This window comes from Microbacterium sp. che218, assembly GCF_040436305.1.
GTDB lineage: Bacteria > Actinomycetota > Actinomycetes > Actinomycetales > Microbacteriaceae > Microbacterium > Microbacterium algihabitans.
Genome location: NZ_AP031501.1, coordinates 2,237,959 through 2,264,429 on the forward strand (window position 1 = coordinate 2,237,959; position 26,471 = coordinate 2,264,429).

General features: G+C 67.7%; 26 protein-coding genes and 1 pseudogene. 18 read left to right on the forward strand and 9 right to left on the reverse strand.

Annotated elements, in window-relative coordinates; translation table 11 throughout:
* Both ABXS86_RS10545 and ABXS86_RS10550 read left to right on the forward strand, forming a co-directional pair.
* The gene (locus ABXS86_RS10545; protein WP_307207509.1) at window positions 1-1,080 is read left to right on the forward strand and encodes an ABC transporter permease; all 1,080 of its coding nucleotides are present in this window, start codon (window positions 1-3) and stop codon (window positions 1,078-1,080) included.
* Complete coding sequence (locus ABXS86_RS10550) at window positions 1,077-2,768, forward strand: ABC transporter ATP-binding protein (RefSeq protein WP_353664407.1); 1,692 nt, start codon at window positions 1,077-1,079, stop codon at window positions 2,766-2,768. Before ABXS86_RS10545 ends, ABXS86_RS10550 begins: the two co-directional genes overlap by 4 nt.
* Window positions 2,769-3,147: 379 nt before the next feature.
* On the opposite strand, the gene ABXS86_RS10555 is transcribed toward ABXS86_RS10550, so the two are convergent.
* A complete protein-coding gene (locus ABXS86_RS10555) occupies window positions 3,148-4,257 on the reverse strand; it encodes a hypothetical protein (protein ID WP_307207506.1) in 1,110 nt (369 codons plus the stop codon).
* 61 nt (window positions 4,258-4,318) lie between these two features.
* Window positions 4,319-5,497 (reverse strand): hypothetical protein, encoded by a 1,179-nt coding sequence (locus ABXS86_RS10560; protein WP_353664408.1) that lies wholly within the window; start codon window positions 5,495-5,497, stop codon window positions 4,319-4,321.
* A gap of 190 nt (window positions 5,498-5,687) precedes the next feature.
* On the opposite strand from ABXS86_RS10560, the gene rpsF reads away from it, so the two are divergent.
* From rpsF to ABXS86_RS10590, 6 genes are all read left to right on the forward strand, one after another.
* Window positions 5,688-6,080, forward strand: a complete 393-nt coding sequence (gene rpsF / locus ABXS86_RS10565) for a 30S ribosomal protein S6 (RefSeq protein ID WP_058622540.1) — start codon at window positions 5,688-5,690, stop codon at window positions 6,078-6,080.
* A gap of 5 nt (window positions 6,081-6,085) precedes the next feature.
* Window positions 6,086-6,613: a single-stranded DNA-binding protein gene (locus ABXS86_RS10570; protein ID WP_154097038.1), complete on the forward strand. Its 528-nt coding sequence runs from the start codon at window positions 6,086-6,088 to the stop codon at window positions 6,611-6,613.
* Window positions 6,614-6,714: 101 nt separating this feature from the next.
* Window positions 6,715-6,969 carry a 30S ribosomal protein S18 gene (gene rpsR / locus ABXS86_RS10575; RefSeq protein WP_055832386.1) on the forward strand — a complete coding sequence of 85 codons (255 nt, stop codon included), beginning with the start codon at window positions 6,715-6,717 and terminating at the stop codon, window positions 6,967-6,969.
* Window positions 6,970-6,979: 10 nt separating this feature from the next.
* Window positions 6,980-7,432: a 50S ribosomal protein L9 gene (rplI, locus tag ABXS86_RS10580; protein WP_056224965.1), complete on the forward strand. Its 453-nt coding sequence runs from the start codon at window positions 6,980-6,982 to the stop codon at window positions 7,430-7,432.
* 429 nt (window positions 7,433-7,861) lie between these two features.
* Window positions 7,862-9,196 (forward strand): amidohydrolase family protein, encoded by a 1,335-nt coding sequence (locus ABXS86_RS10585; RefSeq protein ID WP_353664409.1) that lies wholly within the window; start codon window positions 7,862-7,864, stop codon window positions 9,194-9,196.
* Complete coding sequence (locus tag ABXS86_RS10590) at window positions 9,193-9,624, forward strand: cupin domain-containing protein (protein WP_154097039.1); 432 nt, start codon at window positions 9,193-9,195, stop codon at window positions 9,622-9,624. The genes ABXS86_RS10585 and ABXS86_RS10590 overlap by 4 nt, the downstream gene beginning before the upstream one ends.
* A gap of 71 nt (window positions 9,625-9,695) precedes the next feature.
* Here ABXS86_RS10590 and ABXS86_RS10595 read toward each other — a convergent pair whose 3' ends face one another.
* Both ABXS86_RS10595 and ABXS86_RS10600 read right to left on the reverse strand, forming a co-directional pair.
* Entirely contained in the window at window positions 9,696-11,834 is a 2,139-nt protein-coding gene (locus ABXS86_RS10595; protein ID WP_353664410.1) for a beta strand repeat-containing protein, read from the reverse strand.
* Between the two features lie 78 nt (window positions 11,835-11,912).
* Window positions 11,913-13,109 carry a hypothetical protein gene (locus ABXS86_RS10600; protein ID WP_353664411.1) on the reverse strand — a complete coding sequence of 399 codons (1,197 nt, stop codon included), beginning with the start codon at window positions 13,107-13,109 and terminating at the stop codon, window positions 11,913-11,915.
* 591 nt (window positions 13,110-13,700) lie between these two features.
* Between ABXS86_RS10600 and dnaB the strand changes: the two genes are divergently transcribed.
* Window positions 13,701-15,068: a replicative DNA helicase gene (gene dnaB / locus ABXS86_RS10605; RefSeq protein WP_144831102.1), complete on the forward strand. Its 1,368-nt coding sequence runs from the start codon at window positions 13,701-13,703 to the stop codon at window positions 15,066-15,068.
* 14 nt (window positions 15,069-15,082) lie between these two features.
* Window positions 15,083-15,700: a GyrI-like domain-containing protein gene (locus ABXS86_RS10610; RefSeq protein WP_353664412.1), complete on the forward strand. Its 618-nt coding sequence runs from the start codon at window positions 15,083-15,085 to the stop codon at window positions 15,698-15,700.
* Window positions 15,701-15,943: 243 nt separating this feature from the next.
* On the opposite strand, the gene ABXS86_RS10615 is transcribed toward ABXS86_RS10610, so the two are convergent.
* Window positions 15,944-16,522 (reverse strand): hypothetical protein, encoded by a 579-nt coding sequence (locus ABXS86_RS10615; RefSeq protein WP_353664413.1) that lies wholly within the window; start codon window positions 16,520-16,522, stop codon window positions 15,944-15,946.
* 57 nt (window positions 16,523-16,579) lie between these two features.
* Between ABXS86_RS10615 and ABXS86_RS10620 the strand changes: the two are divergent.
* Window positions 16,580-16,929 (forward strand): annotated as a pseudogene (locus tag ABXS86_RS10620) (DnaB-like helicase C-terminal domain-containing protein); the annotation flags it as partial.
* A gap of 26 nt (window positions 16,930-16,955) precedes the next feature.
* Here the strand turns inward: ABXS86_RS10620 and ABXS86_RS10625 are convergent.
* Both ABXS86_RS10625 and ABXS86_RS10630 read right to left on the reverse strand, forming a co-directional pair.
* Complete coding sequence (locus ABXS86_RS10625; protein ID WP_353664414.1) at window positions 16,956-18,038, reverse strand: HigA family addiction module antitoxin; 1,083 nt, start codon at window positions 18,036-18,038, stop codon at window positions 16,956-16,958.
* Window positions 18,031-18,399 carry a hypothetical protein gene (locus tag ABXS86_RS10630; protein ID WP_353664415.1) on the reverse strand — a complete coding sequence of 123 codons (369 nt, stop codon included), beginning with the start codon at window positions 18,397-18,399 and terminating at the stop codon, window positions 18,031-18,033. The genes ABXS86_RS10625 and ABXS86_RS10630 overlap by 8 nt, the downstream gene beginning before the upstream one ends.
* A gap of 78 nt (window positions 18,400-18,477) precedes the next feature.
* On the opposite strand from ABXS86_RS10630, the gene ABXS86_RS10635 reads away from it, so the two are divergent.
* From ABXS86_RS10635 to ABXS86_RS10660, 6 genes are all read left to right on the forward strand, one after another.
* On the forward strand, window positions 18,478-19,278 hold the full coding sequence (locus ABXS86_RS10635; RefSeq protein WP_353664416.1) for an adenylate/guanylate cyclase domain-containing protein: 801 nt from the start codon (window positions 18,478-18,480) through the stop codon (window positions 19,276-19,278).
* Between the two features lie 10 nt (window positions 19,279-19,288).
* Entirely contained in the window at window positions 19,289-19,900 is a 612-nt protein-coding gene (locus ABXS86_RS10640; protein ID WP_353664417.1) for a hypothetical protein, read from the forward strand.
* Entirely contained in the window at window positions 19,890-20,432 is a 543-nt protein-coding gene (locus tag ABXS86_RS10645) for a Pycsar system effector family protein (protein WP_353664418.1), read from the forward strand. Before ABXS86_RS10640 ends, ABXS86_RS10645 begins: the two co-directional genes overlap by 11 nt.
* A gap of 48 nt (window positions 20,433-20,480) precedes the next feature.
* Entirely contained in the window at window positions 20,481-21,071 is a 591-nt protein-coding gene (locus ABXS86_RS10650) for a hypothetical protein (RefSeq protein ID WP_353664419.1), read from the forward strand.
* A 1,106-nt stretch (window positions 21,072-22,177) separates the two neighbouring features.
* Entirely contained in the window at window positions 22,178-22,711 is a 534-nt protein-coding gene (locus ABXS86_RS10655; protein WP_353664420.1) for a helix-turn-helix transcriptional regulator, read from the forward strand.
* A gap of 4 nt (window positions 22,712-22,715) precedes the next feature.
* Window positions 22,716-23,279, forward strand: coding sequence for a dihydrofolate reductase family protein (locus tag ABXS86_RS10660; protein WP_353664421.1), 564 nt, complete (start codon window positions 22,716-22,718; stop codon window positions 23,277-23,279).
* 47 nt (window positions 23,280-23,326) lie between these two features.
* Here ABXS86_RS10660 and ABXS86_RS10665 read toward each other — a convergent pair whose 3' ends face one another.
* Window positions 23,327-23,539 (reverse strand): hypothetical protein, encoded by a 213-nt coding sequence (locus tag ABXS86_RS10665; protein WP_353664422.1) that lies wholly within the window; start codon window positions 23,537-23,539, stop codon window positions 23,327-23,329.
* A 34-nt stretch (window positions 23,540-23,573) separates the two neighbouring features.
* On the opposite strand from ABXS86_RS10665, the gene ABXS86_RS10670 reads away from it, so the two are divergent.
* A complete protein-coding gene (locus ABXS86_RS10670) occupies window positions 23,574-25,076 on the forward strand; it encodes an SPFH domain-containing protein (RefSeq protein WP_353664423.1) in 1,503 nt (500 codons plus the stop codon).
* A gap of 86 nt (window positions 25,077-25,162) precedes the next feature.
* On the opposite strand, the gene ABXS86_RS10675 is transcribed toward ABXS86_RS10670, so the two are convergent.
* On the reverse strand, window positions 25,163-26,389 hold the full coding sequence (locus ABXS86_RS10675; protein ID WP_353664424.1) for an exonuclease domain-containing protein: 1,227 nt from the start codon (window positions 26,387-26,389) through the stop codon (window positions 25,163-25,165).
* Between the last annotated feature and the right edge of the window lie 82 nt (window positions 26,390-26,471).

The window sequence follows — 26,471 nt, forward strand, 5'->3', positions numbered from 1 at the left end:
ATGTCGGATGCCACGACCCCCACGACCCCCGATGCCGTGACGGTGCGCAAGGTCCCCCTGCGCGACCGCCTCCCGGTCATCTCGCACCTGCGCCGCAGCGTCGGTCTGCAGCGCACCATGCTGGTGCTCGGTCTCGTGATCACCTCGGTGTTCCTGCTGACGGCGGTGTTCGCTCCGTTGCTCGCCCCCTACGGCTTCGCGCAGCAGGAGGCCGACGGCGTCAAGTTCGGCACGCAGCAGGCGCCGAGCGCGATGAACCTGCTCGGCACGACCGTCGGCGGCTACGACGTGCTCTCGCGCGTGATCTGGGGCGGCCAGACGGCGCTGCTGGTGATCCTGTGCGCGATCGCCTTCTCGATCTTCCTCGGCATCTTCCTCGGCCTGGTCGGCGGCTACTTCGGCGGCTGGCTCGACCGCCTGCTCGTGGTGCTGTGCGACGCGATCTACGCCTTCCCGTCGCTGCTGCTCGCCATCGTGATGTCGATCGCGATCACCCGCGGCCAGTCGACGCTGTGGGGCGGAATCCTCGCCACCGCGATCTCGATCACCGTGGTGTTCGTGCCGCAGTACTTCCGCGTGATCCGCGCCGAGGTGGTGCGGGTCAAGGCCGAGCCCTTCGTGGAGTCGGCTCGCGTGATCGGGGTGCCCACCGCGCGCATCCTGCTGCGTCACGTGCTGCGCAACTCGACGCGCTCGCTGCCGGTCGTCGTCACCCTCAACGCCTCCGAGGCGCTGCTGACCCTGGCCGGCCTCGGCTTCCTCGGCTTCGGCATCGAGGCCACCGCCGCCGCCGAGTGGGGCTACGACCTCAACCGCTCGGTGAGCGATGTCACCAGTGGCATCTGGTGGACGGCGATCCCGCCGGGCGTCGCGATCGTGCTGGCCGTGCTCGGCATCACCCTCGTGGGCGAGAGCCTCAACGACCTGAGCGACCCGCGTCTGCGTACGCGCCGCCGCGCGGGCCGGGCACCCGCGCCCGTCACGGCGATCGATCCGTCGACGGCTCCCGCCGAGGCCTCGGCCACCGCGTCCCCCGCCGGGCCCCCGGCATCCGCCCCCTCCGACGGGAGCCCCTCATGACCGGCACCACCGAATCCGTCGCCCGCATCGACGACCTGCGCGTCGCGTTCGCCACCGACGGCGAGCCGGTCGCCGCGATCAACGGGATCTCGCTCGAGGCGCACGCCGGCGAGGTGCTCGCGATCGTCGGCGAGTCGGGCTCGGGCAAGACCGTGACCGCCAACACCCTGCTGGGCCTGCTGCCCGAGACCGCCACGCTCTCGGGTGCGGTCATCGTGCGCGGGCGCGACGGCGAGCAGACCGACATCGTGCACGCGACCTCGGCGCAGCTGCGCGCGATGCGCGGGCGCGACGCGGCGATGGTGTTCCAGGAGCCCTCGACCGCCCTCAACCCCGTGTACACCGTGGGGTGGCAGATCGCGGAGGGTCTGCGCGCGCACGAGAAGTTGTCGAACGCGGATGCCAAGTCCAAGGCGATCGACATCCTCCGGCGCGTCGGCATCCCCGACCCCGAGAAGCGCGTCGACGACTACCCGCACCAGTTCTCGGGCGGTCAGAAGCAGCGCGTCGTCATCGCGATGGCGCTCGTGCTGAACGCCGGGCTGATCATCGCCGACGAGCCGACCACGGCGCTCGATGTCACGGTGCAGGCCGAGATCCTCGACCTGCTGCGCACGTGCCGCGACGAGTTCGGCGCCACGATCGTGCTCATCACGCACAACATGGGCGTCGTCGCCGACCTCGCCGATCGCGTGATCGTGATGTACCGCGGCGACATCGTCGAGCAGGCGCCCGTGCGCGAGCTGTTCGCCGCCCCCCGCGAGGAGTACACGCGCGAACTGCTCGCCGCGGTGCCGCACGTGGGTCGCGGCAAGAGCTCGCAGCAGTCGCTGGCGGATGCCGCGCCCACTTCGCCACCCGCGGGGAGCCTCGTCGTCGCCGAGAAGGTCGAGATCGGGTACCCCGGACGCTTCGGCTCGCCGGGCGTCGTCGCCGTGAAGGGCGTGGACTTCTGGATCGGACCCGGCGAAGTGCTCGGCCTGGTGGGGGAGTCGGGCTCGGGCAAGACCACGATCGGTCGCGCGATGGTCGGACTCACCTCGGTCGTCGGCGGATCGCTCAAGGTGCTCGGCACCGAGATGAACGGCGCCAAGCCGCGGCAGCTGGCCAAGACGCGGCCCGACATCGGGTTCGTCTTCCAAGACCCGGCGACGAGCTTCAACCCGCTGCTCACGATCGCCGAGTGCATCGCCGAGCCGCTGATCGTGCACAAGCGCGCCTCGGGCGCCCGGGCCGCGCGCCAGCGTGTGAACGAGCTGCTCGATGCGGTGCAGCTGCCGACCGCGTTCGGCGACCGGTACCCGCACGAGTTGTCGGGCGGTCAGCGTCAGCGCGCGTCGCTCGCGCGCGCCCTCGCGCTCGACCCGAAGCTGCTCATCGCCGACGAGCCGACCTCGGCGCTCGACGTGTCGGTGCAGGCGCGCGTGCTGCAGCTGTTCGCGCAGCTGCAGGCGGAGTTCGGCTTCGCGTGCCTGTTCATCAGCCACGACCTCGCCGTCGTCGACGAGGTGGCCGACCGCGTCGTCGTGCTGCAGCAGGGCGTGATCCGCGAGCAGGGCACGACCGTGCAGGTGCTCACCGAGCCGCGCGACGACTACACCAAGCGCCTGCTGGTGTCGCTGCCCGTGCCCGACCCCGTGGAGCAGGAGGCGCGCCGCGAGCTGTGGCGCACCACGCGCGGAGCCTGACGGGCGACGAAAGCGGGGCCCTCACGCACGCAGCGTGGGGGCCTCGCTTCGTGTGGGCGCGCGTTGCGCAGGGTCGTGATCCGCGCATCTTCAGCGCGATGCGGCGAATCGTGGCTGAGGTTGTGCGGATCGCGAAGTGTGCGCGGAGCGGCGATCGCGCGGCGCGTTGCGCAGGGTCAGTGATTCGCGCATTCTCAGCGCGTTGCGGCGGATCCTGGCTGAGGTTGTGCGGATCGCGGAGTGTGCGCGGCGCGGCGAGCGCGAGCGCGCGTTGCGCGGGGTCAGTGATCCGCGCATCCTCAGCGCGATGCGGCGAATCGTGGCTGAGGTTGTGCGGATCGCGGAGTTTGCACGCCGCCCGCCGACAGGGTCCCCCGCGTCAGCGCCCGAACACCGTCGTGAGGATCCACCATCCGACGACGGCCACGCCCACCACGACCGTCCACACCGGGAACCCGCGCTTGAGTCGCCGACCCTGCGCGGCCACGCCCGCCGGGGGAGGGGTGAGCAACGGCACGCTCGGGGCGGGGGCTCCGGATGCCGCGGTGCCGGCGTTCCTGCTCGCGGCGACCTCTGCGGCGAGACGGTCGTCGCGCCACCGCGCCCACTGCGCGAACTTCTCGTCGATCGCGTCGATCGTCGTGAACAGCCACTGCCAGGTGGCCGGATCGAGCGTCGACAGGTCGCGCTTGGCGTAAAGGAAGAGCCAGTCGTCGATGATCTCGACGTCGAGGGCGGCGGCGTTGTCGACGAAGCGCGCCATCACGTCGGGCGTGAAAAGGTACAGCGCGTCGCGCTCGTAACCCTCGGGGCAGTACAGCGCGAAGTGCTGGTCGAAGTCGCCCTCGAGGCTGAGCCGCTGGTCGCGCCCGAAGGTGACCGGCAGGTTCGAGCCGAACAGGCCGTTGTTGCCCACGGCATCCAGAACGATGTGGGGGAGCGGGGTCTCGAGCTTGAGCGCCACGTAGCCCCAATGATGGGTCTGCCTGCTCTTACCCGATCCCGTCTCGTACGTATAGTTCGCGACCTCGATGAAGCGCGGAGACGTGCTCCGCAGCAGGTCGGAGTTCTTGCGGTCGCCGCCGAGGCTGAAGATCATGCCCGGCAGCTGCGGCTTCGCGAACCCCGGCTCCCACGTCATGCCGTTGGCCCGCGCGAAGCGGTCGAGACGGAAGCGCCGCACACCCGCGCCGCCCACGCCGCGGATCAGTCCCACGACGATCACCACGATGACCGCGGCGAACACGAGCAGGGGAGCGGCGGCCACCAGGCTCAGCGAGCTCCTGCCGACGACGGAGGAGATGACGCCCAGGAACACCGGGCCGATGATGAAGAAGAAGACCACACCGACCACCGCGAACACGATGATGCCGGCCACGTTGCTGCTGAGCTTGCCCTGCTGCCGCAGCTCTCTCGTGAACGCGCGCACCTGGGCGCGGTCGACGGGCTCGGTCAGCGGCGCGGTGTCGAGCCGGGTCTGTGCGTTCATGTCGTGCCCCCTCGTTCGACCGTAGCGGTGGTGTCCGACATCGTCGGGGCGACGCCCGGGGTCATCGCGCGACCATCAGCAGCAGCAGCGGAGCCACGGCGAGCACCAGTCCGCCGAGCCCGAACACCCCCAGCACGATCGCCACGACGATCCACGGGTTCGCGCGCCGTAGCCGTCGACCCGGAACGGCGACCCCCGCGGGCGGGCGGGCGAGCAGAGCGGCCTGGGCGGCCGCGACCGTCGGCGCACCTGCGGCTGGCAGGGCTCCGCCGGGGCCGGCGGCGGCCGGAATCGACGCGGGGGGCAGGGCCACCGGCATCCGGTCGTCTCTCCATCGACCCCACTGGTCGAGCTTGTCGAGCAGCACCGAGATCACCGAGAACACCCATGCCCAGCGCGCCGGGTCGATCGTCGACAGCTCGTCACGGGAGTAGAGGAACAGCCAGTCGTCGACGATCTCGGCGTCGAGCACCGATGCGCTGTCGATGAAGCGCGCCATGACGTCGGGGGTGAAGAGGTAGAGGGCGTCGCGTTCGTAGCCGCGCGGGCAGTACAGCGTGAAGTGCGTGTCGAAGTCGCCCTCGAGGCTCAGGCGCTGGCCACGCCCCCATGAGGCGGGCAGGTTCGAGCCGAACATGCCGTTGTTCGCAGTGGCATCGAGCACGATGTGGGGGAGCGGCACGTCGAGCTTGATCGCGATGTAGCTCCAGCGCACGGTCGTCGTGTTCTTGCCGTCGCTCACGGTGTACGCGTGGTTTCCGACCTCGACGAAGCGCGGGCGGCGCCCGCGGACGATGTCGGATGCCGTGCGGGAGCTGCCGATGCCGAAGATCACGCCCGGCAGCGGGGGGTTCTGCACGGCCGGCACGTACTCCATGTCCACGTCGCGCGCGAAGCCCGCGAGGCGCCACCGGCGGTCCTCGACGATGCGCTGCCCGCGCAGGCCCACCAGGAGGGCGGCGATCAGGCCGCCGATGCCGATCAGCAGCGGGAGGGCGAAGAGCAGGCCCACCACGAGGGTCCCCTCGCGCAGCCACGTCGACAGCACGATGAGCAGCACCACCAGCGTGATGCCGATCCCGCCGAGGAAGACGAACGCGAACACCCAGCCGACGATCGTCGCGGTGGTGTTGCCGGGCAGACGGCCCTCGTCGCGCAGCCGTTTCGTGAACGCTTTCGCCGCCGCGCGGTCGGGCGCGACCTGCAGTGCTCGCGCGTCGAACGGTCGGATCCCTGCCATGCGGCCCCCCTCGCCGTCGGTGGAACATCAACGCTACCGATGACCGATTCCCCGCTGCCAGCGGCATCCGTTAGACTACGAAGGTTGTCCGGCGACGCCCATGCGCGTGTGAGCCCGTGATGACGTGCTACACACCCTCCTGCTGCCGGGAAATGCCCGTCAGCCGTTCTAGTCCGAAGGAGGTGGGTTAGTGACGCACCAGTACGAACTCATGGTCATCTTCGATCCCGAGGTCGACGAGCGCCAGGTCGCTCCGAAGCTCGACGGATTCCTCAAGGTCATCACGGCCGATGGAGGAACCATCGACAAGATCGACATCTGGGGCCGCCGTCGTCTCGCCTACGAGATCCGCAAGAAGAACGAGGGCATCTACGCCGTCGTCAACTTCGTCGCGACCAGCGAGGCCACGAACGAGCTCGACCGTCAGCTGAAGCTGAACGAGCAGATCATGCGCACCAAGGTCCTGCGCGCCGAAGAAGCGATCGCCCAGGTCGCCGCCGAGGCCAAGCGCTCCGAGGAGAAGGCCGCCCGCAAGGCCGCCGCTCCCCGCAAGGTCGAGTCCGCCGAGAAGGCTGCGAAGTAACGACGATGGCCGGCGAAACCGTCATCACCGTCGTGGGTAACCTCACGGCCGACCCCGAGCTGCGGTACACGCAGAACGGACTCCCGGTCGCGAACTTCACCATCGCGTCGACCCCCCGCACGTTCGACCGTCAGGCGAACGAGTGGAAGGACGGCGAGGCGCTCTTCCTGCGTGCCTCGGTGTGGCGCGAATTCGCCGAGCACGTCGCCGGTTCGCTGACGAAGGGCAGCCGTGTCATCGCGACCGGTCGCCTCAAGCAGCGTTCGTACCAGGACCGCGAGGGAAACAACCGCACCTCCATCGAACTCGAAGTCGATGAGATCGGTCCCTCGCTCCGCTACGCGACCGCCCAGGTCACCCGTGCCGCCGGTGGCGGCAACGGTGGCGGCGGCGGTGGCGGTCAGCGCCCGCAGGTGCAGCAGTCGAACGACGAGCCGTGGTCGACGCCCGGTTCGAACAACGGCGGCGGCAACAACAGCGGCGCAGACGCGTGGAGCACTCCTGGTTCCTACGGAGACGACACCCCGTTCTGAACTTCGCCCCGCTCTCGAGCGAGACGACCCCTGAAATTCCGGATGCCATGTCCCGGTCCGCGTGACCGACTCGGCATCCGAACCACACGAAAGAAGGAAGCATGGCTGGAAAGGCCACTGGCGACCGCCGCAAGCCGCGGAAGGGCGCCAAGAACGCAGCCCCCGCGAAGGCGATCCGCGTCGGCGTCATCGACTACAAGGACGTCCCCACCCTCCGCAAGTTCATCTCGGAGCGCGGCAAGATCCGCGCCCGTCGTATCACCGGTGTCTCCGTGCAGGAGCAGCGTCTGATCGCCCGCGCCATCAAGAACGCGCGCGAGATGGCTCTTCTGCCCTACGCCGGCGCCGGCCGCTAAGGAGCACCCGATGGCAAAGCTGATTCTCACGAATGAGGTCACCGGGCTCGGTAGCGCCGGTGATGTTGTCGAGGTCAAGAACGGGTACGCCCGTAACTACCTCATCCCGCAGGGCTTCGCCGTGTCGTGGAGCCGTGGTGGCGAGAAGCAGGTCGCGTCGATCCGCGCCGCTCGCGAGACCCGTGCGATCCACGACCACGAAGAGGCCGTGTCGCTGAAGAACACGCTCGAGTCGAACACCGTCAAGCTGGCCGTCAAGGCCGGCAACGAGGGTCGCCTCTTCGGTTCGGTCAAGCCCGCCGATGTCGCCGACGCCGTCAAGGCCGCCGGTCTGGGCGAGCTCGACAAGCGCAAGATCCAGATCACCTCTTCGATCAAGTCGGTCGGCGAGCACGAGGCGACCGTTCGCCTGCGTGACGACGTCACCGCCGTGATCACCCTCCAGGTGGTCGCCGCGAAGTAATTCGCTGCACTCTCGAGAACGGCCCCGTTCCTGCTCCGGCAGGGCGGGGCCGTTCCGCGTTCGCGGGGCGGGGCGCTGAGCCACCGCGAGGCGCGAGGTCCCTGAGCTTGTCGAAGGGAGGTCCCTGAGCTTGTCGAAGGGTCCGGGGGTGGCTTCGACAGGCTCAGCCACCGTGCGTGGGCCCAACCGTCGCGAGGTGCGAGGTCCCTGAGCCTGTCGAAGGGTCCGGGGGTGGCTTCGACAGGCTCAGCCACCGTGCGTGGGCCCAACCGTCGCGAGGCGCGAGGTCCCTGAGCTTGTCGAAGGGGCCGGGGGTGGCATCGACAGGCCCAGCCACCGTGCGCAGGCTCAGCCACCGGGCGCAGGCTCAGCCACCGTGCCCGCGGCGCACGACACATGACCGACACACCGCCTGCCTAGGCTGACGCCGTGCAAGAGCGATCCGGGCGTGTGGTGGTGTTCTCGGCATCCGTGGTGCTGCCCATCACCGCCCCGCCGATCCGCGACGGCGCGATCGCGGTGGCAGCGGGGCGCATCCGCCACGTGGGCGACCGCGCCTGGGTGCTGCACGAGCTGCACACCCGCGGGCTCGCCTTCGACGAGGTGCACTGGCCGGGCGTGCTCACCCCCGGTCTCGTCAACGCCCACTCGCACCTGCAGTACACCGGCATGGCCGAGGTGGGGCAGGGGCGCTACGCGGGCTTCGAGGAGTGGGCGCACGCGTTCCAGCCGGTGTACGAGCGGGGTCTGGACTGGGGGGCGGATGCCGCGGCGGGAGCCCGCGCCATGATCGCCGCCGGAACGACCGCCGTCGCCGACATCGTCACCGACGTCGAGGCCGCTTCGGCGCTGCACGACGCGAGGCTGCACGGCATCACCTACTGGGAGGTGATGAGCTGGACGAACGAGGCGTGGGCCGAGCGCGGACGCGCGGAGGTCGAGGCGCGTCTCGATGCGCTGCCGGCACCTCCGGGAACCGGCCTGTCGCCGCACGCGCCGTACTCGCTCGACGTGGAGCCGCTGCTCGAGATCCCCGACATCGTGCGCGAGCGGGGGAGTCGCCTGCACCTGCACCTGGGCGAGGCGGCCTTCGAACGCGAGCACGGCGAGGCGGTGTCGTGGCAGGAGAAGCGTCCGGCGAGCTTCATGGCCCTGCGCGATGAGGGCATCGGCACGGGCGCGACGGAGTTCGTCGACGAGCTCGGCGTGCTGGGGCCTGACTGCCACATCGCCCACGGCGTCTATATGACCGCGCGTGATCGGGCGACGCTGCGCTCCCGCGGCACGACGGTGGCGCTCTGCCCGCGGTCGAACGCCGTGATCGGGTTGGACGAACCGCCGATCGCCGCGTACCTCGTCGAGGGCAATGCGATCGCGGTAGGGACCGACTCCTTGGCATCCAGCCCCTCTCTCGACCTTCTCGCCGACGTCGCCGAGCTGCACCGCCTCGCGCGGGCGCAGGGGTACGCCAACCGCGACCTGTCGGCGCTGCTGCTGCGGGCGGCGACCCTCGGGGGAGCGCACGCGATGGGCCTCGACACCGGCCCCGCTCGCACCGGATATCTCGCCGTGGGCGCCGTGGCCGACCTCGCCTTCTTCGACATCCCAGGGCCTGCGGCCTCTCCGGCCGCGATGTCGGAGGTGGATGACACCATCGAGCACCTGGTCGTCGGCGGAGCCGGACGCGCCGCGGCGACCTTCATCGACGGCGAGGTGCGTTGGGCATCCGCCGCTTTCGCCGAACAGACCGGAGTGCGCGCATGACCGACGACCGCCCCGCCACCGCTCGCCTGCTCGATCTCGAGGCGCATCCCGAGGGAGGGTGGTTCCGCCGCATGTGGACGGGCGGCTACGCCGTCGACACCCCCGCGGGGGCGCGGCCGGCCGCGACATGCATCCACTACCTGCTGACGCCCGACGAGCGCAGCGCGTGGCACGTCGTCACGAGTGATGAGGTGTGGCTGTGGCATGGTCCGGGCTCCCTCGAGCTGTCGCTGGGCGGAGACGGCGAGACGCCAGGTGAGGCACAGACCGTGACCCTGGGGCCCGATCTCGCCGCCGGCAACGTGCTGCAGCATACGGTTCCCGCGGGTGTCTGGCAGGCCGCACGGCCGGCCGGTGACGCCGAGGTCGTGGTCAGCTGTCTGGTGTCGCCGGGCTTCAGCTTCGACGACTGGCGTCTCGCCGAGTAGACCGGCCCGGGCACGCCGCGACACCGGATGCCACCCCCAATAGTTGGCATCCGGTGCCCGTCGAACGTGACTCAGACGGTTGCGCGGCGACGACGCAGCACGAGCAGCGCGCCTCCGAACATCAGAGCCAGCAGACCCGCGACGCCGAGGCCGGCGGCCGACGAGCCGTCGGATCCGGTCATGGCGAGCGACGAACCGGCCTTCGCGGTGCCCGTGGCGGCGAGGGGAGCCGACGCCGAGGAGGCGACGGAGCCGATCACCGTGGGAGTGCCGGAGGTGCCGGGGGTTTCGGAGGTTCCGGGGGTGCCGGGGGTGCCGGGCGTTCCGGGGGTGCCGGGCTGGCCGGGGGTTCCGGGCTCGCCGGGCGTTCCGGGCTGACCGGGCAGGCCGGGCAGACCGGGCAGACCGGGCAGGCCGGGGGTTCCGGGCAGGCCGGGGGTTCCGGGCGTTCCGGGCTCACCGGGGGTGCCGGGTTCACCAGGGGTTCCGGGCTGACCGGGGGTGCCGGGCTCACCGGGTGTTCCCGGGGTGCCAGGGGTTCCGGGCTCACCGGGCTCACCGGGCGTTCCCGGGGTGCCGGGCGTTCCGGGCTGACCAGGCGTTCCGGGCTCACCCGGGGTGCCGGTGTTCGAGCCGTCCGTGTCGCTGTCACCGATCACCGAGACCGCGTTTCCGCCGATGGTGACGGGCAGGTTGATCGGGATGAGCACCTGGTTGCCGCCGCCGATGCTTCCGGAACCGTCGGTGATCACGTCACCGATGCCGCCGGTGGAGCCGCCGGTGGTGGTGGCGTCTTCGGAGTGGCTGTCGCCGATGCCCGAGACGGCGTTTCCGCCGACGGTGATGGGCAGGCCGATCGGGGCGAGAACCTGGTTGCCCCCGCCGATCGAGTCGGTGCCGTCGGTGACGATGTCGCCCGCGCCGATGCCGGTGGTCGATCCGCCGGTGGTGTCGGCGTCATCCGTGGTGCTGTCGCCCACACCCGAGACGGCATTGCCGCCGACCGTGATCGGCAGGCCGATGGGAGCGAGCACCTGGTTGCCGCCGGCGGCGCTGTCGGTGCCGTCGGTGACGACGTCACCCGCGCCGGAGCCCGATTCGGTCGATCCGCCGGTCACACCGGCATCCGAGGTGGTGCTGTCTCCGACGCCCGAGACGGCGTTTCCGCCGATCGTGACGGGCAGCTCGATCGGAACGAGGACCTGGTTGCCGCCGCCGATCGAGTCGGTGCCGTCGGTGACGACGTCACCCGAGCCGGAGCCCAAGCCGGTCGATCCGCCGGTCACACCGGCATCCGAGGTGGTGCTGTCTCCGACGCCCGAGACGGCGTTTCCGCCGATCGTGATGGGCAGCTCGATCGGAACGAGGACCTGGTCGCCTCCGCCGATCGAGTCGGTGCCGTCGGTCGTCGTGTCACCGGTGCTCGAGCCGTCCGTCGTGCCGCCGCCGGTGGTGGTGGCGTCTTCGGAGTGGCTGTCGCCGACCACCGATACGGCGTTGCCGCCGACGGTGACCGGTGCCTCGACGGGCAGGCCGACCTGGTTTCCGCCCAGCAGGCTGTCGCTGCCGTGGGTGGTCGCCTCGCCGGCGCCCGAGCCTGCGCTCGAGTCCGCGGAGTCGCCGGTGGTGGCGTCGTCGCTGTGGCTGTCGCCCACGACCGAGACGGCGTTTCCGCCGACCGTCACGGGCACCTCGACCGGCACGATGGCCTGGTTGCCGCCGCCGACGCTGTCACTGCCGTCGGTGGTGGTGTCGGCCACGGGAGCCGGGGCAGGCGCCGCCGGGGCCGGAGCCGGGGCGGCCGGAGCCGGCGCGGGGGCCGGTTCTGCGGGGGCCGAGGTATCGGCATCCGAGGTGTCGCTGTCTCCCACGACCGACACGGCGTTGCCACCGACCGTCACGGGGACGTTCACCGACACCAGGCCCTGGTCGCCGCCGAGCAGGCTGTCGCCACCGTCGGTGGTCGCCTCGGGGGCGGGGGCTGATTTCGGTGCCGAGGTGTCGGCGTTCTTGCTGTGGCTGTCGCCGATCACCGAGACGGCGTTGCCGCCGACCGTGACCGGTGCGTCCACCGAGATCGCCGCCTGGTCGCCCGAGAGCAGTCCGTCTGCTCCCGAAGTGTCCGCGGCATTGGCGATGCCGCAGCCGGCGACGGCCAAGCCGCCTCCGACGAGCGCGCCCATGAGGACGCGCGAGTAGATCTTGCGCATGAGAGTTTCTCCTGTAGATGAGTGAGGGTGCGCGTGTGCGCGGGGTCGTCAGCCGTGTCGAACACGGCGAGACCGGCCTCAGTCAGGAGAGACGTCGGTGTCGTAGACGGGGACGGAAGGCAGATCGTCGTCGACGTCGCCTCCGCGTGCGAGAAGAACGATCGCGGGCTGGTTCGCGGCGTCGCCGGCGGTCGCGGGGGTGGTTCCACCCGCTCCGGAGCCGGGGGAGGCCGTCGACGCCGAACCGGCGCTGGCGCCCGGCAGCATCAGCGAGTGGGGCTGTGCCGCGGCGCCGTCGTCGGACGAGGGAAGGGCGACGGATGCCGTGGCCTCAGGGGCCGCGACCTCGTCGAACGCGACGGCGAGGTCGGCCGTCTGGGCCTCGAGCGACCGGATGCCGGAGGTCGGGGCGGCCGATACTGGCTGGGCGACCGCAGGCAGGGTCGTCGGGGCCTCGGGCAGGGGCGTGGGAGCCTCGGGCAGGGCCACAGGGGCCTCAGCGGGCTCGGGAGCTGTGGCGGTGGGCTCGACGGCGGGAAGCGATGGCAGCGAACCCACGGGGCTCGGCACGACGACTTCTCCACCGGGCTCGACGCCGACCACGGGAGTCGAGGGGAGTGCGGGAACGGTCGGGATCACCGGGTCGATCGTGGGCAGCTCGCCGACGACCTCGGGCACGGTCTCATCGACCGCGTCGCCCACGGTGTCGACGACCTCGTCGACCACGGGTGCGACGACTCCGCCGACGACGGGCAGCGGCTCGACGACCTCGACGATCGGGTCGACCACGGGCTCGACGACCGTTCCGACGACGTCCGCGTCGGCGACGGTGTCGACGACCTCGTTCAGGGTGGAGCCGGCGTCGTTGACGGTGTCGGTGACGGCGTCGTTCACGTCTGCCACGGCATCCGGAACCGCCGACACCACCTGCTGCACGGGCTCGGCGACGGGGGCGGGGACGACGTCGATGACGGCGGCGGGAGCCTTTTCGACCACCTCGACGACCGGGGCGGGAGCGGCCTTCTCGACCTTCTCGGTGACCTTCTCGGTGGTGTCGGCGGCCTTCTTCGCGGTGTCGTCGACGACTTTTCCGGCGGTGTCGGTGACGTCGTCGACGGTCGATCCGATGGATCCGAGCAGGCCCGAGCCGTCGTCGGCCGAGGCGGACGAGGCCGAGATGAAGAGCGAGACGAGCGCGAGCGCGAGGGCCGCGAGCACGCCGAAGAGGGCGATGCGCAGTGTGCGCGGTACCCCACTCTTCAACGTGTCATCCACGATTCGCCCCCCATAGGTGAATCCAAGGTGATTCCTGGGCGGCGACGATACGCCCGGTTTCACCCCAGCAAAAGGGGTCTGGTGGATTTCCGGTAGTCGAACGGGAATCAGCGGGTGACCAGCGACACGCCGGACGGGAAAAAAGATTTGACAGCGAGGCCTCGGGATGGATAGGCGTCCGGCGAGTTATCCCCCGGGTTGTGCACATGTGGAGGCCCTAGCAGACAACCTTCAACTGCCACTTCACACGGGTTTTGCCCAGCAAACCTGTGGACAGATAAAACCCAGTTCAGGGTAGGTATCGGATGTCGAATCTACATCCATCCACCGAGTTCTCCACAGCACTTGTGCACAGACATGGCGGCGTTTCCCGCAAACTGTCCACAGAGTTATCCACAGGCCTGTTTGCGTGTTGAGAGTCGCGTATCTACCGTGGGTGCAGCCCCCTCGGACAGCGCCTCACCACCCGTGCACGCGTCGATGTCGGACGTTCGTGTTTACGTGCTGCCGAGGCCGTTCCACCTCTCTCCGCCGAAGCCGTTCGCGCGCGCGAGGAGTGCGACGGGCGGCCCGAGAGCAGAAGGAGAGTCCGTGTCGATCGCCGACATCGCCGAAGAACGTCTCGGTAAAGCACCTCGTCCCGAGCGCACCCCGCCGCACGACATCCTCGCCGAGCAGAGCGCGCTGGGCGGCATGCTGCTGTCGAAGGACGCGGTCGCCGATGTCATCGAGACGCTCCGCGGTGGCGACTTCTACGTGCCGAAGCACGAGCTGATCTTCGAGGCGATCCTCACGCTCTACTCGCACGGTGAGCCGACCGACGTCGTCGCCGTGACCGACGAGCTCATCAAGACCGGCGAGCTGCAGCGCGCCGGGGGAGCGGACTACCTCCACACGCTCACCTCGATCGTGCCGACCGCCGCCAACGCCGGCTACTACGCCTCGATCGTCGCCGAGCGCGCGCTGCTGCGCCGCCTGGTCGAAGCCGGCACGCGCATCGTGCAGATGGGCTACGCCGGCGAGGGCGACCCGACCGAGCTCGTCAACAGCGCTCAGGCCGAGATCTACAACGTGTCGGGCGACGACAGCGCCGAGGACTACATCCCGCTCACGACGGCGGTGGATGCCGCTGTCGAAGAGATCGAGGCCGCTCGCGGTCGCGACGGGTCGATGACGGGCATTCCCACCGGCTTCGCCGGGCTCGACCAGCTGACCAACGGTCTGCACCCGGGCCAGATGATCGTGCTCGCCGCCCGCCCCGCCATGGGTAAGTCGACGCTCGCGCTCGACTTCGCCCGCGCGGCCGCGATCCGCGCGAACGCGCCCTGCATCTTCTTCTCGCTCGAGATGGGTCGCAGCGAGATCGCCATGCGTCTGCTGAGCGCCGAGGGAGCCATCCCGCTGCAGAGCATGCGTAAGGGAACCCTCGACTCGCGCGACTGGACCACCGTCGCCGCGACCCGTGGTCGCATCAACGACGCGCCCCTCTACATCGACGACAGCCCCAACATGACGCTGGTCGAGATCCGCGCGAAGTGCCGTCGCCTGAAGCAGCGCGAGGGTCTGAAGATGGTCGTCATCGACTACCTGCAGCTGCTCACCAGCGGTAAGCGCGTCGAGTCGCGTCAGCAGGAGGTCAGTGAGTTCTCGCGTGCGCTGAAGCTGATGGCGAAGGAGTTGCAGGTTCCGGTCATCGCGCTGTCGCAGCTGAACCGTGGTGCCGAGCAGCGTGCCGACAAGAAGCCTGCGCTGAGCGACCTGCGTGAGTCGGGCTCGATCGAGCAGGATGCCGACATGGTGGTGCTGCTGCACCGCGAGGCGGCGTACGAAAAGGACTCCCCGCGTGCGGGCGAGGCCGACCTGATCGTCGCGAAGCACCGTAACGGTCCGACTGACACGATCACCGTGGCGTTCCAGGGCCACTACTCGCGCTTCGCCGACATGGCGCCGGGGATGTAACGAGGGCGTTCGCGATGGCGGACAAAGTCGACTTCAAGAAGAGCCTCGACAGCTACCAGGCTCCGCGCGGCGCATTCCGCATCGTCGACGTCCCCGACATGCGGTACCTCATGATCGACGGCCACGGGGATCCCAACGATTCACCGGCCTATGGAGAAGCCCTCTCGGCGCTGTACCCGATCGCCTACACGCTCAAGTTTCTGAGCAAGCAGGAGTACGGACGCGACTACGTCGTGCCGCCGCTCGAAGGTCTGTGGTGGGCGCACGACATGGATGCGTTCACGGTCGCACGCGACAAGTCCCAGTGGCACTGGACGATGATGCTGATGGTGCCCGACTGGCTCGACTCCGACGCCGTCGGTGCAGCTGTGCTTCGAGCGGGCGCAAAGGGCAAGGCGGCACGCCTCGACGACGTGCGGCTTGAGACGCTCTCGGAAGGACTGTGCGTGCAGACCCTCCACGTCGGCTCATTCGATGACGAAGGTGCAACTCTCGAATCCCTGCATCACGACTTCGTCCCGGCGAACGGACTCCGGGTTGTCGGCAAACACCATGAGATCTACTCCAGCGACTTCCGGCGAGTGAGTCCCGCGAAGCTGCGCACGGTGCTGCGCCAACCTGTGGGGGCCTGATTCGCGCCAAAGCGAGTCCGTGCCTCAGTTCAGTCAGGCGTTAGGGGCAACCCGCGCCGAGGCGGCGGGGCTAACCACCGTCGAGCAGCCCCTGCAGGCGAAGGGGGCGGTGGCAGGGCGGCTTCTCATCCGCCGGATCGACGAGGGGCCGAGCGGCGCGGGGGCCGCGGGTGGCGAAGCTGCTGCCCTCGACCCTGCACGTGCGCACGTCGACGGCGCCCGTGTGAGGTCGATCGGCGGGGGTTACGGCTTCCAGAACCCGAGTGTGCAGAGCAGTCGGGTCTCGTCGTCGGCATCGGCCGGCGGCTCGATGGCCGGCGGGAACACGCCCCACTGACGCCACTCGTCGGCGTGCGGGGTGACGTGCTCGTTCATCCCCTCGATGAGCTCGTGGGAGAGATGGAACGGGATGCCGAACTCTTTCGCGATCGACCACGCTTGGAATGCGCGGTACGTCGCGAGGTGCGCGAAGCCCTCGTCGGCGGGGTAGTCGCCGTAGGTGAAGCGGAAGGTGTCGGCGAAGTCTCCGGCCCGCACCGCAGCGGTGGCACTGTCGTTGAGGGCGTCGTACGAGGCGATCGGATCGTCGCCCAACAGATCGACATCGGCGAGCGGGTCACCGTCGGCGGCTGCGCGCCCGGCGATCACGTCGGGCACCCACGCTTCGTCGTAGGCATGGCGACCCAGGATGCCGAGCAGCGTGGGCGACTCGAGCTGGCTCCACTCCTTCGGCACGGATGCCGAGAAGTCGGCCGGATCGAGCTGAGCGACGACCTCGCGGAGCGCGGCGTCGGCGTGGAGGAAGAGAGTGGCGGGGCTCATGGTGGGGAGGGTACTCCGGGGTGAGGGTGGGGGCCAGGGCCCCTGCGCCGACGACGACTCGTCGGGATCCGTGCGAAGTGCGGTCGCCTGACGCAGCGCGAGGGTCTACCTGCAGCTGCTCCCGAGCGGTAAGCGCGTGGAGTCGGTCAGTGAGTTCTCGCGTGCGCTGAAGCTGATGGCGAAGGAGCTGCAGATTCCGGTCATCGCGCTGTCGCAGCTGAACCGTGGTGCCGAGCAGCGTGCCGACATGGTGGTGCTGCTTCACCGCGAGGCGGCGTACGAGAAGGATTCGCCTCGTGCCGGTGAGGCCGACCTGATCGCTGCGAAGCAACGTAACGGTCCGACCGACACGATCATTGGCGTTCGAGGGCCACTATCAGCGGTTCGCGGACATGGCACCGGGATGAGAGTCGCCAATCCGTCGATTACGCGGCTAGTTCCAGGCTTGCAGCGCATCCGTTACCGTCGGAGCACCACGGACGAGCGACGTACGCCAGTTGAGCACACCCTCGTGTTGCAGGTGGCCGATGACCATCAACGGATGGATGCCCACGCTGTCCGCGACAGCCTCAACCCAGGCTTCACCAATCCGCGCCGGCGAGGCGGGAAGACCATCTCCGAACGACCAGCGGGCAGCAAGCGAGTTGGCTGCGTCCTCGACGTTGGTCTCGGGCCCGCTGTCGGCGTCCGTCTCATCAATAATGGGCGTCGATCCCACGTGCCCGAGTAGGACGTGCGCAGCCTCGTGCAGAAGCGTGAAGAAGACCTTATCGAGCCGTTTGCCGCGCCCGGTGAGTCCGATGACGGGGGTTTCGTCAACCACAAAGGCACATCCGTCCAACTTGCTCGTCGGGAAGGTGTCGATATGAATCAGCTTGACTCCTACGTCGGCAAACTGGGCGGGCAGACTCTCGAAGTCCCGCGGGGACTTGATTCGCTGCGGCAGGGTGGTTGCTAATTCGCGAAAGGAGCTCTCGTCGTAGACTGCAGCGGATTGCCTCTCTGCTTTATCGCGAACACTGACAAACCAGGCCTCCTGCAGCTGAGTCATGGGCTCAGTCGCGTTTGACCTTCGGGCGGCAAGTGCGAGCTCCGGGCGCTCATCGAGGGATGAGATCTTATACAACCGAAGGATGTCTTGTTCCTGGCGCTGAGGATCTGTCGGGTGCACCAGCCCGCGCTGCGCGAGCAGCGAGATCGGGAAGTTTGCTCGAAGGCTGGCCCTCCGGCGCACGGACTCTAGACGCGCAGCCGACTCAGAGTCCGAGCGTTGCTGTGCAAGGTAGTAGCCGTCCTGCAACTGCAGCCAGTATTCGGGCGACGTTCCAAATGCAGCACCGATCTGTGCTGCTGATTCCCTCGTGATTTCCTTCTTGCCGTTGATGATCTCGGATACGAACTGTACGGGGCGCCCCAGTATGCTTGCGAACTCCGCCTGGCTCCAACCGCGACTATTCAGCTCATCGAGAAGGTGCTCGCCAGCGTGAGCAATGTCCTCAACGCGAAACTCATGCATTCCGATCTCCTGTCGGCGTCGCGGGTGCTAACCCTTGGATAAATACGGTCGGCGGGGCATCATGCGAGAACTCGATTTCAAGCAGGTATCCGCCGGTCACCCGCACTGTGCCTCCGCGCTCAGTGATCGGCACGAAGCCCATCGACGCTAGAGCCAAGACGTCATCAGGCGTCACTGCGGCTGCTAGGCCCTGAAGGCGCATCATCAGTGCCCGGCGCAAGTCACCGTCCCCCGGGTACGCATGATCTGTGCGCCGCTCGCAGAACGCGCGCACCAGATCGTCAGTGAACTCGATGCGCATGTCGTTCCCGGTCTGTTGTGTTTCTTCATCGTAGGCATGCCCGAAGTCGTGATCACGCATTCACCCCTAGGGTGAAGTATGGGTGTATAGTAGTGAGACCAGCGTGAGCGACACGCGGGCGAGAGCACTGAGGTCCACATGCAGTACACGGCACGGTCCTTCGGAGACACAGTCCTGGAGCGCTTCACGGAACGGCGGCGCCTCTCGAAGGGGCAGGTCTTCGCCCACGAAGCGATGGAGACGCGAAGTGGCACCGCACTGGGGCACCCCGACTTCGAAGACCTGGCGATTGGCCAGAAGCGTACGACCTCCATGACTGCGATGTTCATCGACCTACGCGACTTCACTGGACGCACCTTCTGGGACCCGCAGGACGAGGTGGCCGATCTTGCAGACGCAGTGCTTGCCGGCTTCGTCGAGACCGTCCTTCGTCACGGGGGTTACCCCCTCGGTCTGCGAGGAGACGGCCTTTTCGCAGGCTTTGGGCCCGGTGATCCGCAGGTTGGCGCATCATGCGCGCTGGCGGCCAGCGCCTTTGCGCTCAACGCGGTGAAGGAGAACGTGAACCCCCGCCTCGAGCAGATGGGTGTGGCGCGCGTTCAGGCTCGCGCTGGCCTGGACTTCGGGCAGATCACATTCGTGCGCACGGGGTCAGTCGGGCACAGCGAGATCAACCCGGTGGGGTTCGCGGCGAACTTCGCTTCAAAGTGCGAGAAGAAGGCACTGTCGTGGGAAATCGTAACCGGGGAAAATTTGGCCGGTCTGTTTCCCGACGCGACGCAGTTCACGAAGCTCCACCCGCCAAAGACCTACACACGAGACCACGTCACGAAGAGTTACCACTTCTACGACTACCGGTGGACGGGAACTTTGGCGCACTCGGAATCGCTAATCCACGAGCTCGCCGGCAGCTCCGTGTCGTCCGTGACCGTCGGCTAAGGAGGCCAACATGTCGATTGCATCCCTTCTCAGCCACCACGGAATTCATACTCCGCGGTACGTCACCGTCGACGGGCGAATCGTCTTTGACGGCGTTCACATATCCGATGCTGGCATCGCCGTGCATGACCGACTCGGCCCCGTCACCTCGGTGCAGACGCACACTTTCCACGGTGGTGTGGACGCTGGCCAGATCGACACGCCGAACCCCTGGTGGGAAGACAGCGAACAGGTCATGCGACATCGCGACTCCATTCATCGCTCGTTTCCCGGGTTCGGGTACAGTGCGGGCAATGCGACCCACGGGCCCCGCTGGACCGGCCAGATCGACACCGGCCGCGGACGATTCACGCTCCAGGTAGAACTCCGTGCGGACCAGCGGCTCCCAGCGCTTCGGGTGATCGGGCCTAAGCTCGGCGCGTTCTCGTCGGGACGATGGGTGCCATCCCCGCACCTGTACCTAAGCGGCAACCTGTGCGTGGCCGACCGCAGCGAGTGGAACCCGGTCGTGCACGACGCCGCGACTGCCGTCGCATGGGGCGCCCACTGGTTGGCCGCATACACCGAGTGGCGTATGAGCCGCCGCTGGCCGATAGATGGAGTTCAGGTAGATGGGGCGTAAGGGCGTTTCAGCAGGTGCATCGCCGGCTGACTGGGAGCAGAGCAAACTTGCGATCCAGGAGACGGGGGGTTGGATCAAGAACGCGGACGCGAAAGCGACGATCCTCGCAGGATCATTCGGCCTCAGCCTGACCTTCTCAGTACCTCGTCTGCTGGAGTCGCTACCGGATGTGATGACCGTTCCCTTCGCGTTCGGGGTCTGGGCGGTGTTCACCGTCGTCTTTCTGCTCACGGCGTCAATCACGGGGTTCAACATCGTCCGAGCGCTCATTCCACGGATGTCATCGGATCCGACCTCGCTCAACAGGTTCGCCTGGCCGAGCCTGGCGCAGGTATCAGCCGGCGATTCTCCGCCGGCTATATCGACAGACGACCAAGTCCGGCGTGAAGCCTGGGAGCAGGCGGCATCGCTCGCGCGAGTCGCGACGACGAAATTCCGCTACTTCAAGATCGCGCTTATCAGCTTCTGTATCTGCCTCGGATCTCTGGTCGCGCTTCTCGTGACGCAGACAGTTGCCACGGGTCTCGGCTAAACCGGGGTCAGTCGCCGGCCTAGGATCGTGCCATCGGGGAGGCAATCCATGGTGAACAAAAAGGTACCCAAAGTTCGGCAGTTCATTGTGGACGCCGACATGACAGATGGAGACGGCGAGGATATCGCTGACGATCAGTTTGGATCTGGAGGGGCCCGTCGCGCAGACGGCACGCTCATCAATCAGTACAAGAACCCGCGTCCGTACGAGACGGACAGCGCAGATGACGGCCGCGAGTTCGATGCTTGGCTCAGTCGCGAGAGCGAGGCTCGGACTCAGCGCGAGGAAGCGGAGGATCAGGCGGCATACGATCGGCGCGTACAGCAAACCGCGGATGGCATCCTGTGGGTCCTGCGCGAAGTAGTCGTGCCCATCGCTCAGGCGTACTGGGATGCGCGTGGCAAGGAGGACGTGCAGCGCTTCGGTCGATGGGTGGCCAGCCGGGTTGGGCGAGGTTCGCGCAAGACGGCCGCCGAACCGACCACGACCGGAGAAGTCGCTTTCCCGGTTGGCGCTGCCGCTGTATCTGCGACCACCATTGACACGCCTGTCGGTGTCATCAATCTTGACGATTACCGTGCCCGCCGCTCGGCGCCGAGCGACAGCACGACGGGTGACGAGGACGCGACGACTGCTTAGCCCATGTAATGCGGGCATTACTTCGCCCGCTCGAGGCTCCATCGGACAACTCCGCCAGTACGGTCTGCTCACATTGACGGTGTCGCGAACTAAGAGGTTTCTAAGCATGAACCGTGTCTGAGGCGTTGTACCCCACATACAGGAGCAACGTCAGGAGCCGCGTCGAAGTCAACGACGCCATGACGGCTCTCTTGGTGAGAGCGCGCTTTGACACGGGGAGCAACGTCCTCCGCGCGACAGCGGAGGAGGCGCGGAAGATTGGCATTCCGATCCACGTCCTTCTGCAGTGGGACGACGAGGGCAACGACCGTCAGGCAGCCCTCGACCTGTTCGACGCGTTCGCCTCGCCCGAGAGGACGCTCGTCGCTAATGTGGGCGCGCACACGGGCGAGCCGGCGTTCGCAGGGGAGGGTGCCGGGAGGTTCTTAGTCCGGCATCGTCAGCGCATCCGCTCGGTCGAAGCGCCACGGCGAGCGACCTGCGCCCACGGAGCATGTCGTCGTGTGGCAGGTGGTATGCGACCATCGATGGGCCCGCGCCCACACCGTCCACGAGAGTGGAGGGGCTGTACTCGGAGCCGGTGGCGCGAACTTACGTCTAGGGCTGTGTATCGGGAATCGATGTGGTGATAGCCATGAACGAAGCGTTCGACTAGTACGAGCCAGTGAGGCGCAAATGCATGGTCGACTCTTCGCTTGTGGCGGTGGGGAACATCGAGCCGGAGCAAGCGTCCGTGGCCTACAGCATCTCGGGCTCAACTTGGTTTGACTGCGCTTGGCAGGTGAACGGACATGCCTCGCGCGCAGATAGCGTGCCGTGTTGCTTGCGGGTCTTTGCGCGGTCGGAGCGCGCGACTACGACGCGGGCAAACTACCGGGACCACGTGTCCTCCAGCTTCGACGCCTTTAGCAACGGGAACCGGCGGGCGGAGCTCGCGGGGTCATTCCGGTCGGGCTGCGAGCTGTGGATCTGTTGCGATTCACGTTGCCCATGCGGGTACACGTCGAAGATTTTCTCATCCACGGCGGGATTTCGATTAGGGGTTTGCGATCGCGGGGCGACCAGGTCGGCAACATTCTCGTTGACGGCCGAGATGGCTTTGTCGCTTGGTCGCGCTGCGGTTCGATTACCGGCCGAGGGGCGGGGGTGACCCCCAGCCGCGACGCGTCGAGCCGCACCACCTCGTCACCTCGCATGGCCGGTGGTACCTGCTCGGGCGGGATCTCGACCGCGACGACTGGCGACTTTTCGCCGCCGAGCGGGTCCGCCCGCACGTGCCGCACGGCGCCCCCTTCGTGCCGCGGGTCGCGCCCGATGGTGACGTCGACGCCTTCGTCTGGGGGCGTTTCAAGGGATCGAATGCCAACGAGTGGCCGTGCCGTGAAACCGTCGTTTTGTACGCGCCCGCGCATGGCGTCCGGCCCTTCGCGGGTGACGGAACCGTGACGGGGGTCGACGAGGGTCGCTGCACCCTCGAAGCTGGATCGTGGTCGTGGGGTGCGTTGGCGGCATCCTTCGGTCGGTTCGAGGTGGCGATGGATGTCGTCGGGCCGCCCGAGCTGGCGAAGGCGTTCACGGTGCAGGCGGAGCGATTCGCGGCAGCAGGCTCTTCCACGGAGGTGTCCCGGCGAGGAAGCTAGCGGCATGACCCAGCCCCTCCGCTACGCGATCAACACCACGCTTGACGGCTGCTGTCACCACGAGGCCGGCCTGCCGCCGGACGCGGAGTCCATGGCGTTCTGGACGGACGAGCTCCGCCGGTCCGACACCCTGCTCTACGGACGCATCACCTACGAGCTGATGGCGGGCGCGTGGCGCCGACCGGAGTCGGGGGAGTGGCCCGACTGGATGGACGACAGTGAGGTCGCGTTCTCGGAGGTGATGGATCCGATGCGGAAAATCGTGGCATCCGGAACCCTCGACGCCGTCGACTGGAACGCCGAACTCATCCGGGGCGACGTCGTCGACGCCGTCCGACGGCTGAAAGAGCAGTCAGGAAGTGGCATCGCGCTCGGTGGCGTGAAGCTACCCGCGACGCTCGCGGCGCAGGGGCTCATCGACGAGTTCACCTTCGTCGTGCATCCGGTGATCACGGGGCGCGGACCGCGGCTGCTCGATGGCATCCGGGATCAGATCCACCTCGCGCTCGTCGAGCAGCGTGCATTCGCCTCGGGCGCGATCATGCAGCGCTACCGGCCTGTTGCATAGGAAGGGCCCCGCGCGAACTGGTCGCGCGAGGCCCTGGCATTCGGAGATCAGTCGTGGCGGAACGAGTGGTCGGTGTATCCGTTCTCTCCGCCGCCGTAGACGGAGGCGTGGTCGACCTCGTTCTCGTCGGCGCCCTTCTGCCAGCGGGTGACGAGGTCGGGGTTCGCGATCGTGGGGCGACCGCGGTGACGACCCAGCTGCGAGGCCATGTCAGTGACGACCGCCCGAGCCGCGTCGACTCCTACCGATAGCGTGTTCATAGAATCCGTCAACTCGGAGCCCGGGGGGCCTGTCGTGAATAGTGACCTGTTTTGGATCATCGGTGTAGCGCTGGCTGTGGGGGCGGTGTTGCTGATCCTGCTGATCGGGTTCTTCATTTTCCGCGCCTGGTATCAGGTGCCGCAGGCGGACGAAGCGATCGTCATTGTCGGTAAGAAGCAACGCGGCGAAGACGGATTGACGTCGAACATGACGGTCATCACCGGTGGCGGCGCCTTCGTGAACAAGCTGACTCAGCGCTCGGATCGCATCTCGCTGCGTTCGCGGCAGATCAAGATGGAGCCCGTCGCGCAGACGAAGAACGGCGTCACCATTCACCTGGCCGGCGTTGCGCTCGTGAAGATCGGATCGCTGCCCGACCAGGTCCGCGCGGCTGCGGAGCGCTTCGCCTCGCAGGACCAGGCGATCGACGTCTTTACCACCGAGCAGCTCGAAGGCGCCCTGCGCGGTGTTGTCGCGAAGCTGAACGTGGAAGAGGTCATGCAGGACCGACAGAAGCTCGGTGACGAGATCGCGGAGGGCATCAAGGGCGACCTGCTCGCCCAGGGCCTTGTTCTCGACTCCTTCGCCATTCAGGGCGTCACCGACCGCAATGGCTACATCGAGGCTCTCGGTGCGCAGGAGGTCGAGCGCGTCAAGCGCGAGGCGGAGGTCGCTCGCATCGAAGCGGCGCGCGAGGTCAAGGCGCGTCAGCTGTCGACGGAGGAAGCGAACCTCATCGAGCAGACCGCGTTCGATAAGAACACGGCGGCATCGAAGTCTGAGGTCGGCCGCGCCAACGCCGAGGCGGAGCAGGCCGAGAACCTCGCTCGCGCGGAGCGTGAACAGGCTGTGCTCGTGCAGCGTGCCGAAAACCGTCAGGCGGAGCTCGACGCCGACGTCAAGCGTGTCGCCGACGCGGAGAAGTACCGCAAGCAGACGGAAGCGGACGCCGAGGCGTACGGACGCCAGAAGAAGGCCGAGACCGACCGCCAGGTGGCGCAGCAGGAATCGGATGCCGAGGCTTACGCGGTGCAGCGACAGGCAGAGGCCCGTCAGGCGTCGGCCGCTGCTGAAGCGGCCGCCGTGCGCGCGCGTGCTGAGGCGGAAGCCGAGGCGCTCCGCGCGAAGTCGAGCGCCGAAGCCGAGGCTCTCCGCGCTCAGGCGAACGCCGAGGCAGAGGCGATCCGAGCGAAGGGTGAGGCGAGTGCCGCGGCCATCCAGGCCGAGGCGGAAGCGCTGCGGGAGAACCAGGAGGCGATCCTGGGTCGCGAGCTCATTGGGCAGCTTCCGGCACTGATGGCGGAGTTTGCGAAGGGGTATCAGAACGTCGGCAACGTCACCCTTGTCGGCGGTGACACCGCGGGCACGCACATCGCTCGTGAGCAGGCAGCGAGTCTGGCCGCGACGTTCGACAGCGTGAAGTCGGCGACGGGTGTCGACTTGGGTGCGATTCTGCAGGGGCAGGCGTTCGGGCGAGGTGTGGCGTCGTCGCGTTCACTCAAGCAGGCTGAGTCTGCGGCGGTCGCGGGCGACTGACAAACCAAAGCCGCGCGGACGCACGGACTAAATGACACAGGCCCCACGCTCGATCGCGTGGGGCCTGTGTCGTCGCCAATCCAGTGTCAGCTCCAGTCAACGGACGGTGCGACCGGCACCGAGATTCCCTCCCGGTCCCACGCCCGACGGGCTCCTCGTTTCAGGCGCTCGTTGCAGTGAACACCGCACACGTGCCGTTCGCGGTGAATCCAGTGTGCCTTTGCGGGTACCAATGCGCCGCACCACACGCACGGCTCGTTGCCCTTGGCTGGGCCGATCGGATGAGCGAGCGCTGCGCGGTACCAAGCCCAGAAATCATCGCCACTTTCGCCCGTCAGAGCCTGCGTGATTACCCACTCGGGGACTTTCGTCCGAGCTCCGCCGGCTGAGATCTTCGCGCGGAGCTCCTCCTCACCGATTGACATCCGAGTGACGAAGGCGTCCTCAGTGATGATTTCGAGTGCCTGACCCTTCTCCACCTGCAGAAACGCTTTCGCAAGTTTCGAGGTGAATGCGGCGCCCGGGCGGAACGTTCGATCATCGAAGTCTCCCGTGACGAGGATGGTCGTCGCGCGGGTAACGCCGTCTTGCCATGACCCACCCTGCTCGACGACGAGTTCGCGAGCTCGATTGCGCACCATGTGCTTCAACGCTCCGGTGAAACACACGATCTCACCAGCAAATCCCGTGCCGACGATGGCGTCGGCCTCCGCCGTCAGGCTCGCGAAGAGAGCGTCATCACGCTCGGTCCACGTACTGGCGGATGGAACAGCGAGAGCGCCCGTCAACTCCTCGACTGAGAATGCGGAGGCCTGCGTAGCGAGAGCGAGCAGCACGAGGGCGGACGTGCGGGCGTCGGCGAGCGGATCATGATGGTCGAAAAGGGGAAGCTCGAGATGCTCGGCGACCCATGGCAGTGAATACGAGGGCAGATGAAGTGCGGCTCGAGACAGCTGAAGAGTGCATACAACCGTGAGAGACGGCAGATCGATGTCGTACGCGCCGCAGCTGTTCAGCAGCACCGAGGTATCGAAGGCCGCGTTGTGCCCGACCACGGGGTCGTCTCCGATGAAGGCTCTCAGCTCCGGATAGACGTGGGACCACGGAGACGCATCCGCGACGTCGCGTGCCTGGATACCGTGGACGCGCACATTCGCCGGCTCGAAATCTGCGTGTTCCTCAGGCGGTTTGATCAGCGCGTGAAACTCATCAACGATGACTCCGTCTCGCACGCGTACCGCGCCGACGGCACATGCTGACGAGGGCGATCGATTTGCCGTTTCAAAATCGAACGCAACAAAGTCAAGTGACATGAACGCTCCCAGATCGCAACGAGTTCTCGCCAACATACGCGGTCAGCCGAACTCGGGCGATCTCGCGCTAAGGGATGAATTG

Coding starts and splice junctions, on each gene's coding strand:
- ABXS86_RS10545 (WP_307207509.1), top strand. CDS start 1: ATGTCGGATGCCACGACCCCCACGACCCCCGATGCCGTGACGGTGCGC.
- ABXS86_RS10550 (WP_353664407.1), top strand. CDS start 1,077: ATGACCGGCACCACCGAATCCGTCGCCCGCATCGACGACCTGCGCGTC.
- ABXS86_RS10555 (WP_307207506.1), bottom strand. CDS start 4,257: ATGAACGCACAGACCCGGCTCGACACCGCGCCGCTGACCGAGCCCGTC.
- ABXS86_RS10560 (WP_353664408.1), bottom strand. CDS start 5,497: ATGGCAGGGATCCGACCGTTCGACGCGCGAGCACTGCAGGTCGCGCCC.
- ABXS86_RS10570 (WP_154097038.1), top strand. CDS start 6,086: ATGGCCGGCGAAACCGTCATCACCGTCGTGGGTAACCTCACGGCCGAC.
- rpsR (WP_055832386.1), top strand. CDS start 6,715: ATGGCTGGAAAGGCCACTGGCGACCGCCGCAAGCCGCGGAAGGGCGCC.
- rplI (WP_056224965.1), top strand. CDS start 6,980: ATGGCAAAGCTGATTCTCACGAATGAGGTCACCGGGCTCGGTAGCGCC.
- ABXS86_RS10590 (WP_154097039.1), top strand. CDS start 9,193: ATGACCGACGACCGCCCCGCCACCGCTCGCCTGCTCGATCTCGAGGCG.
- ABXS86_RS10595 (WP_353664410.1), bottom strand. CDS start 11,834: ATGCGCAAGATCTACTCGCGCGTCCTCATGGGCGCGCTCGTCGGAGGC.
- ABXS86_RS10610 (WP_353664412.1), top strand. CDS start 15,083: ATGGCGGACAAAGTCGACTTCAAGAAGAGCCTCGACAGCTACCAGGCT.
- ABXS86_RS10615 (WP_353664413.1), bottom strand. CDS start 16,522: ATGAGCCCCGCCACTCTCTTCCTCCACGCCGACGCCGCGCTCCGCGAG.
- ABXS86_RS10625 (WP_353664414.1), bottom strand. CDS start 18,038: ATGCATGAGTTTCGCGTTGAGGACATTGCTCACGCTGGCGAGCACCTT.
- ABXS86_RS10630 (WP_353664415.1), bottom strand. CDS start 18,399: ATGCGTGATCACGACTTCGGGCATGCCTACGATGAAGAAACACAACAG.
- ABXS86_RS10635 (WP_353664416.1), top strand. CDS start 18,478: ATGCAGTACACGGCACGGTCCTTCGGAGACACAGTCCTGGAGCGCTTC.
- ABXS86_RS10640 (WP_353664417.1), top strand. CDS start 19,289: ATGTCGATTGCATCCCTTCTCAGCCACCACGGAATTCATACTCCGCGG.
- ABXS86_RS10645 (WP_353664418.1), top strand. CDS start 19,890: ATGGGGCGTAAGGGCGTTTCAGCAGGTGCATCGCCGGCTGACTGGGAG.
- ABXS86_RS10650 (WP_353664419.1), top strand. CDS start 20,481: ATGGTGAACAAAAAGGTACCCAAAGTTCGGCAGTTCATTGTGGACGCC.
- ABXS86_RS10660 (WP_353664421.1), top strand. CDS start 22,716: ATGACCCAGCCCCTCCGCTACGCGATCAACACCACGCTTGACGGCTGC.
- ABXS86_RS10665 (WP_353664422.1), bottom strand. CDS start 23,539: ATGAACACGCTATCGGTAGGAGTCGACGCGGCTCGGGCGGTCGTCACT.
- ABXS86_RS10675 (WP_353664424.1), bottom strand. CDS start 26,389: ATGTCACTTGACTTTGTTGCGTTCGATTTTGAAACGGCAAATCGATCG.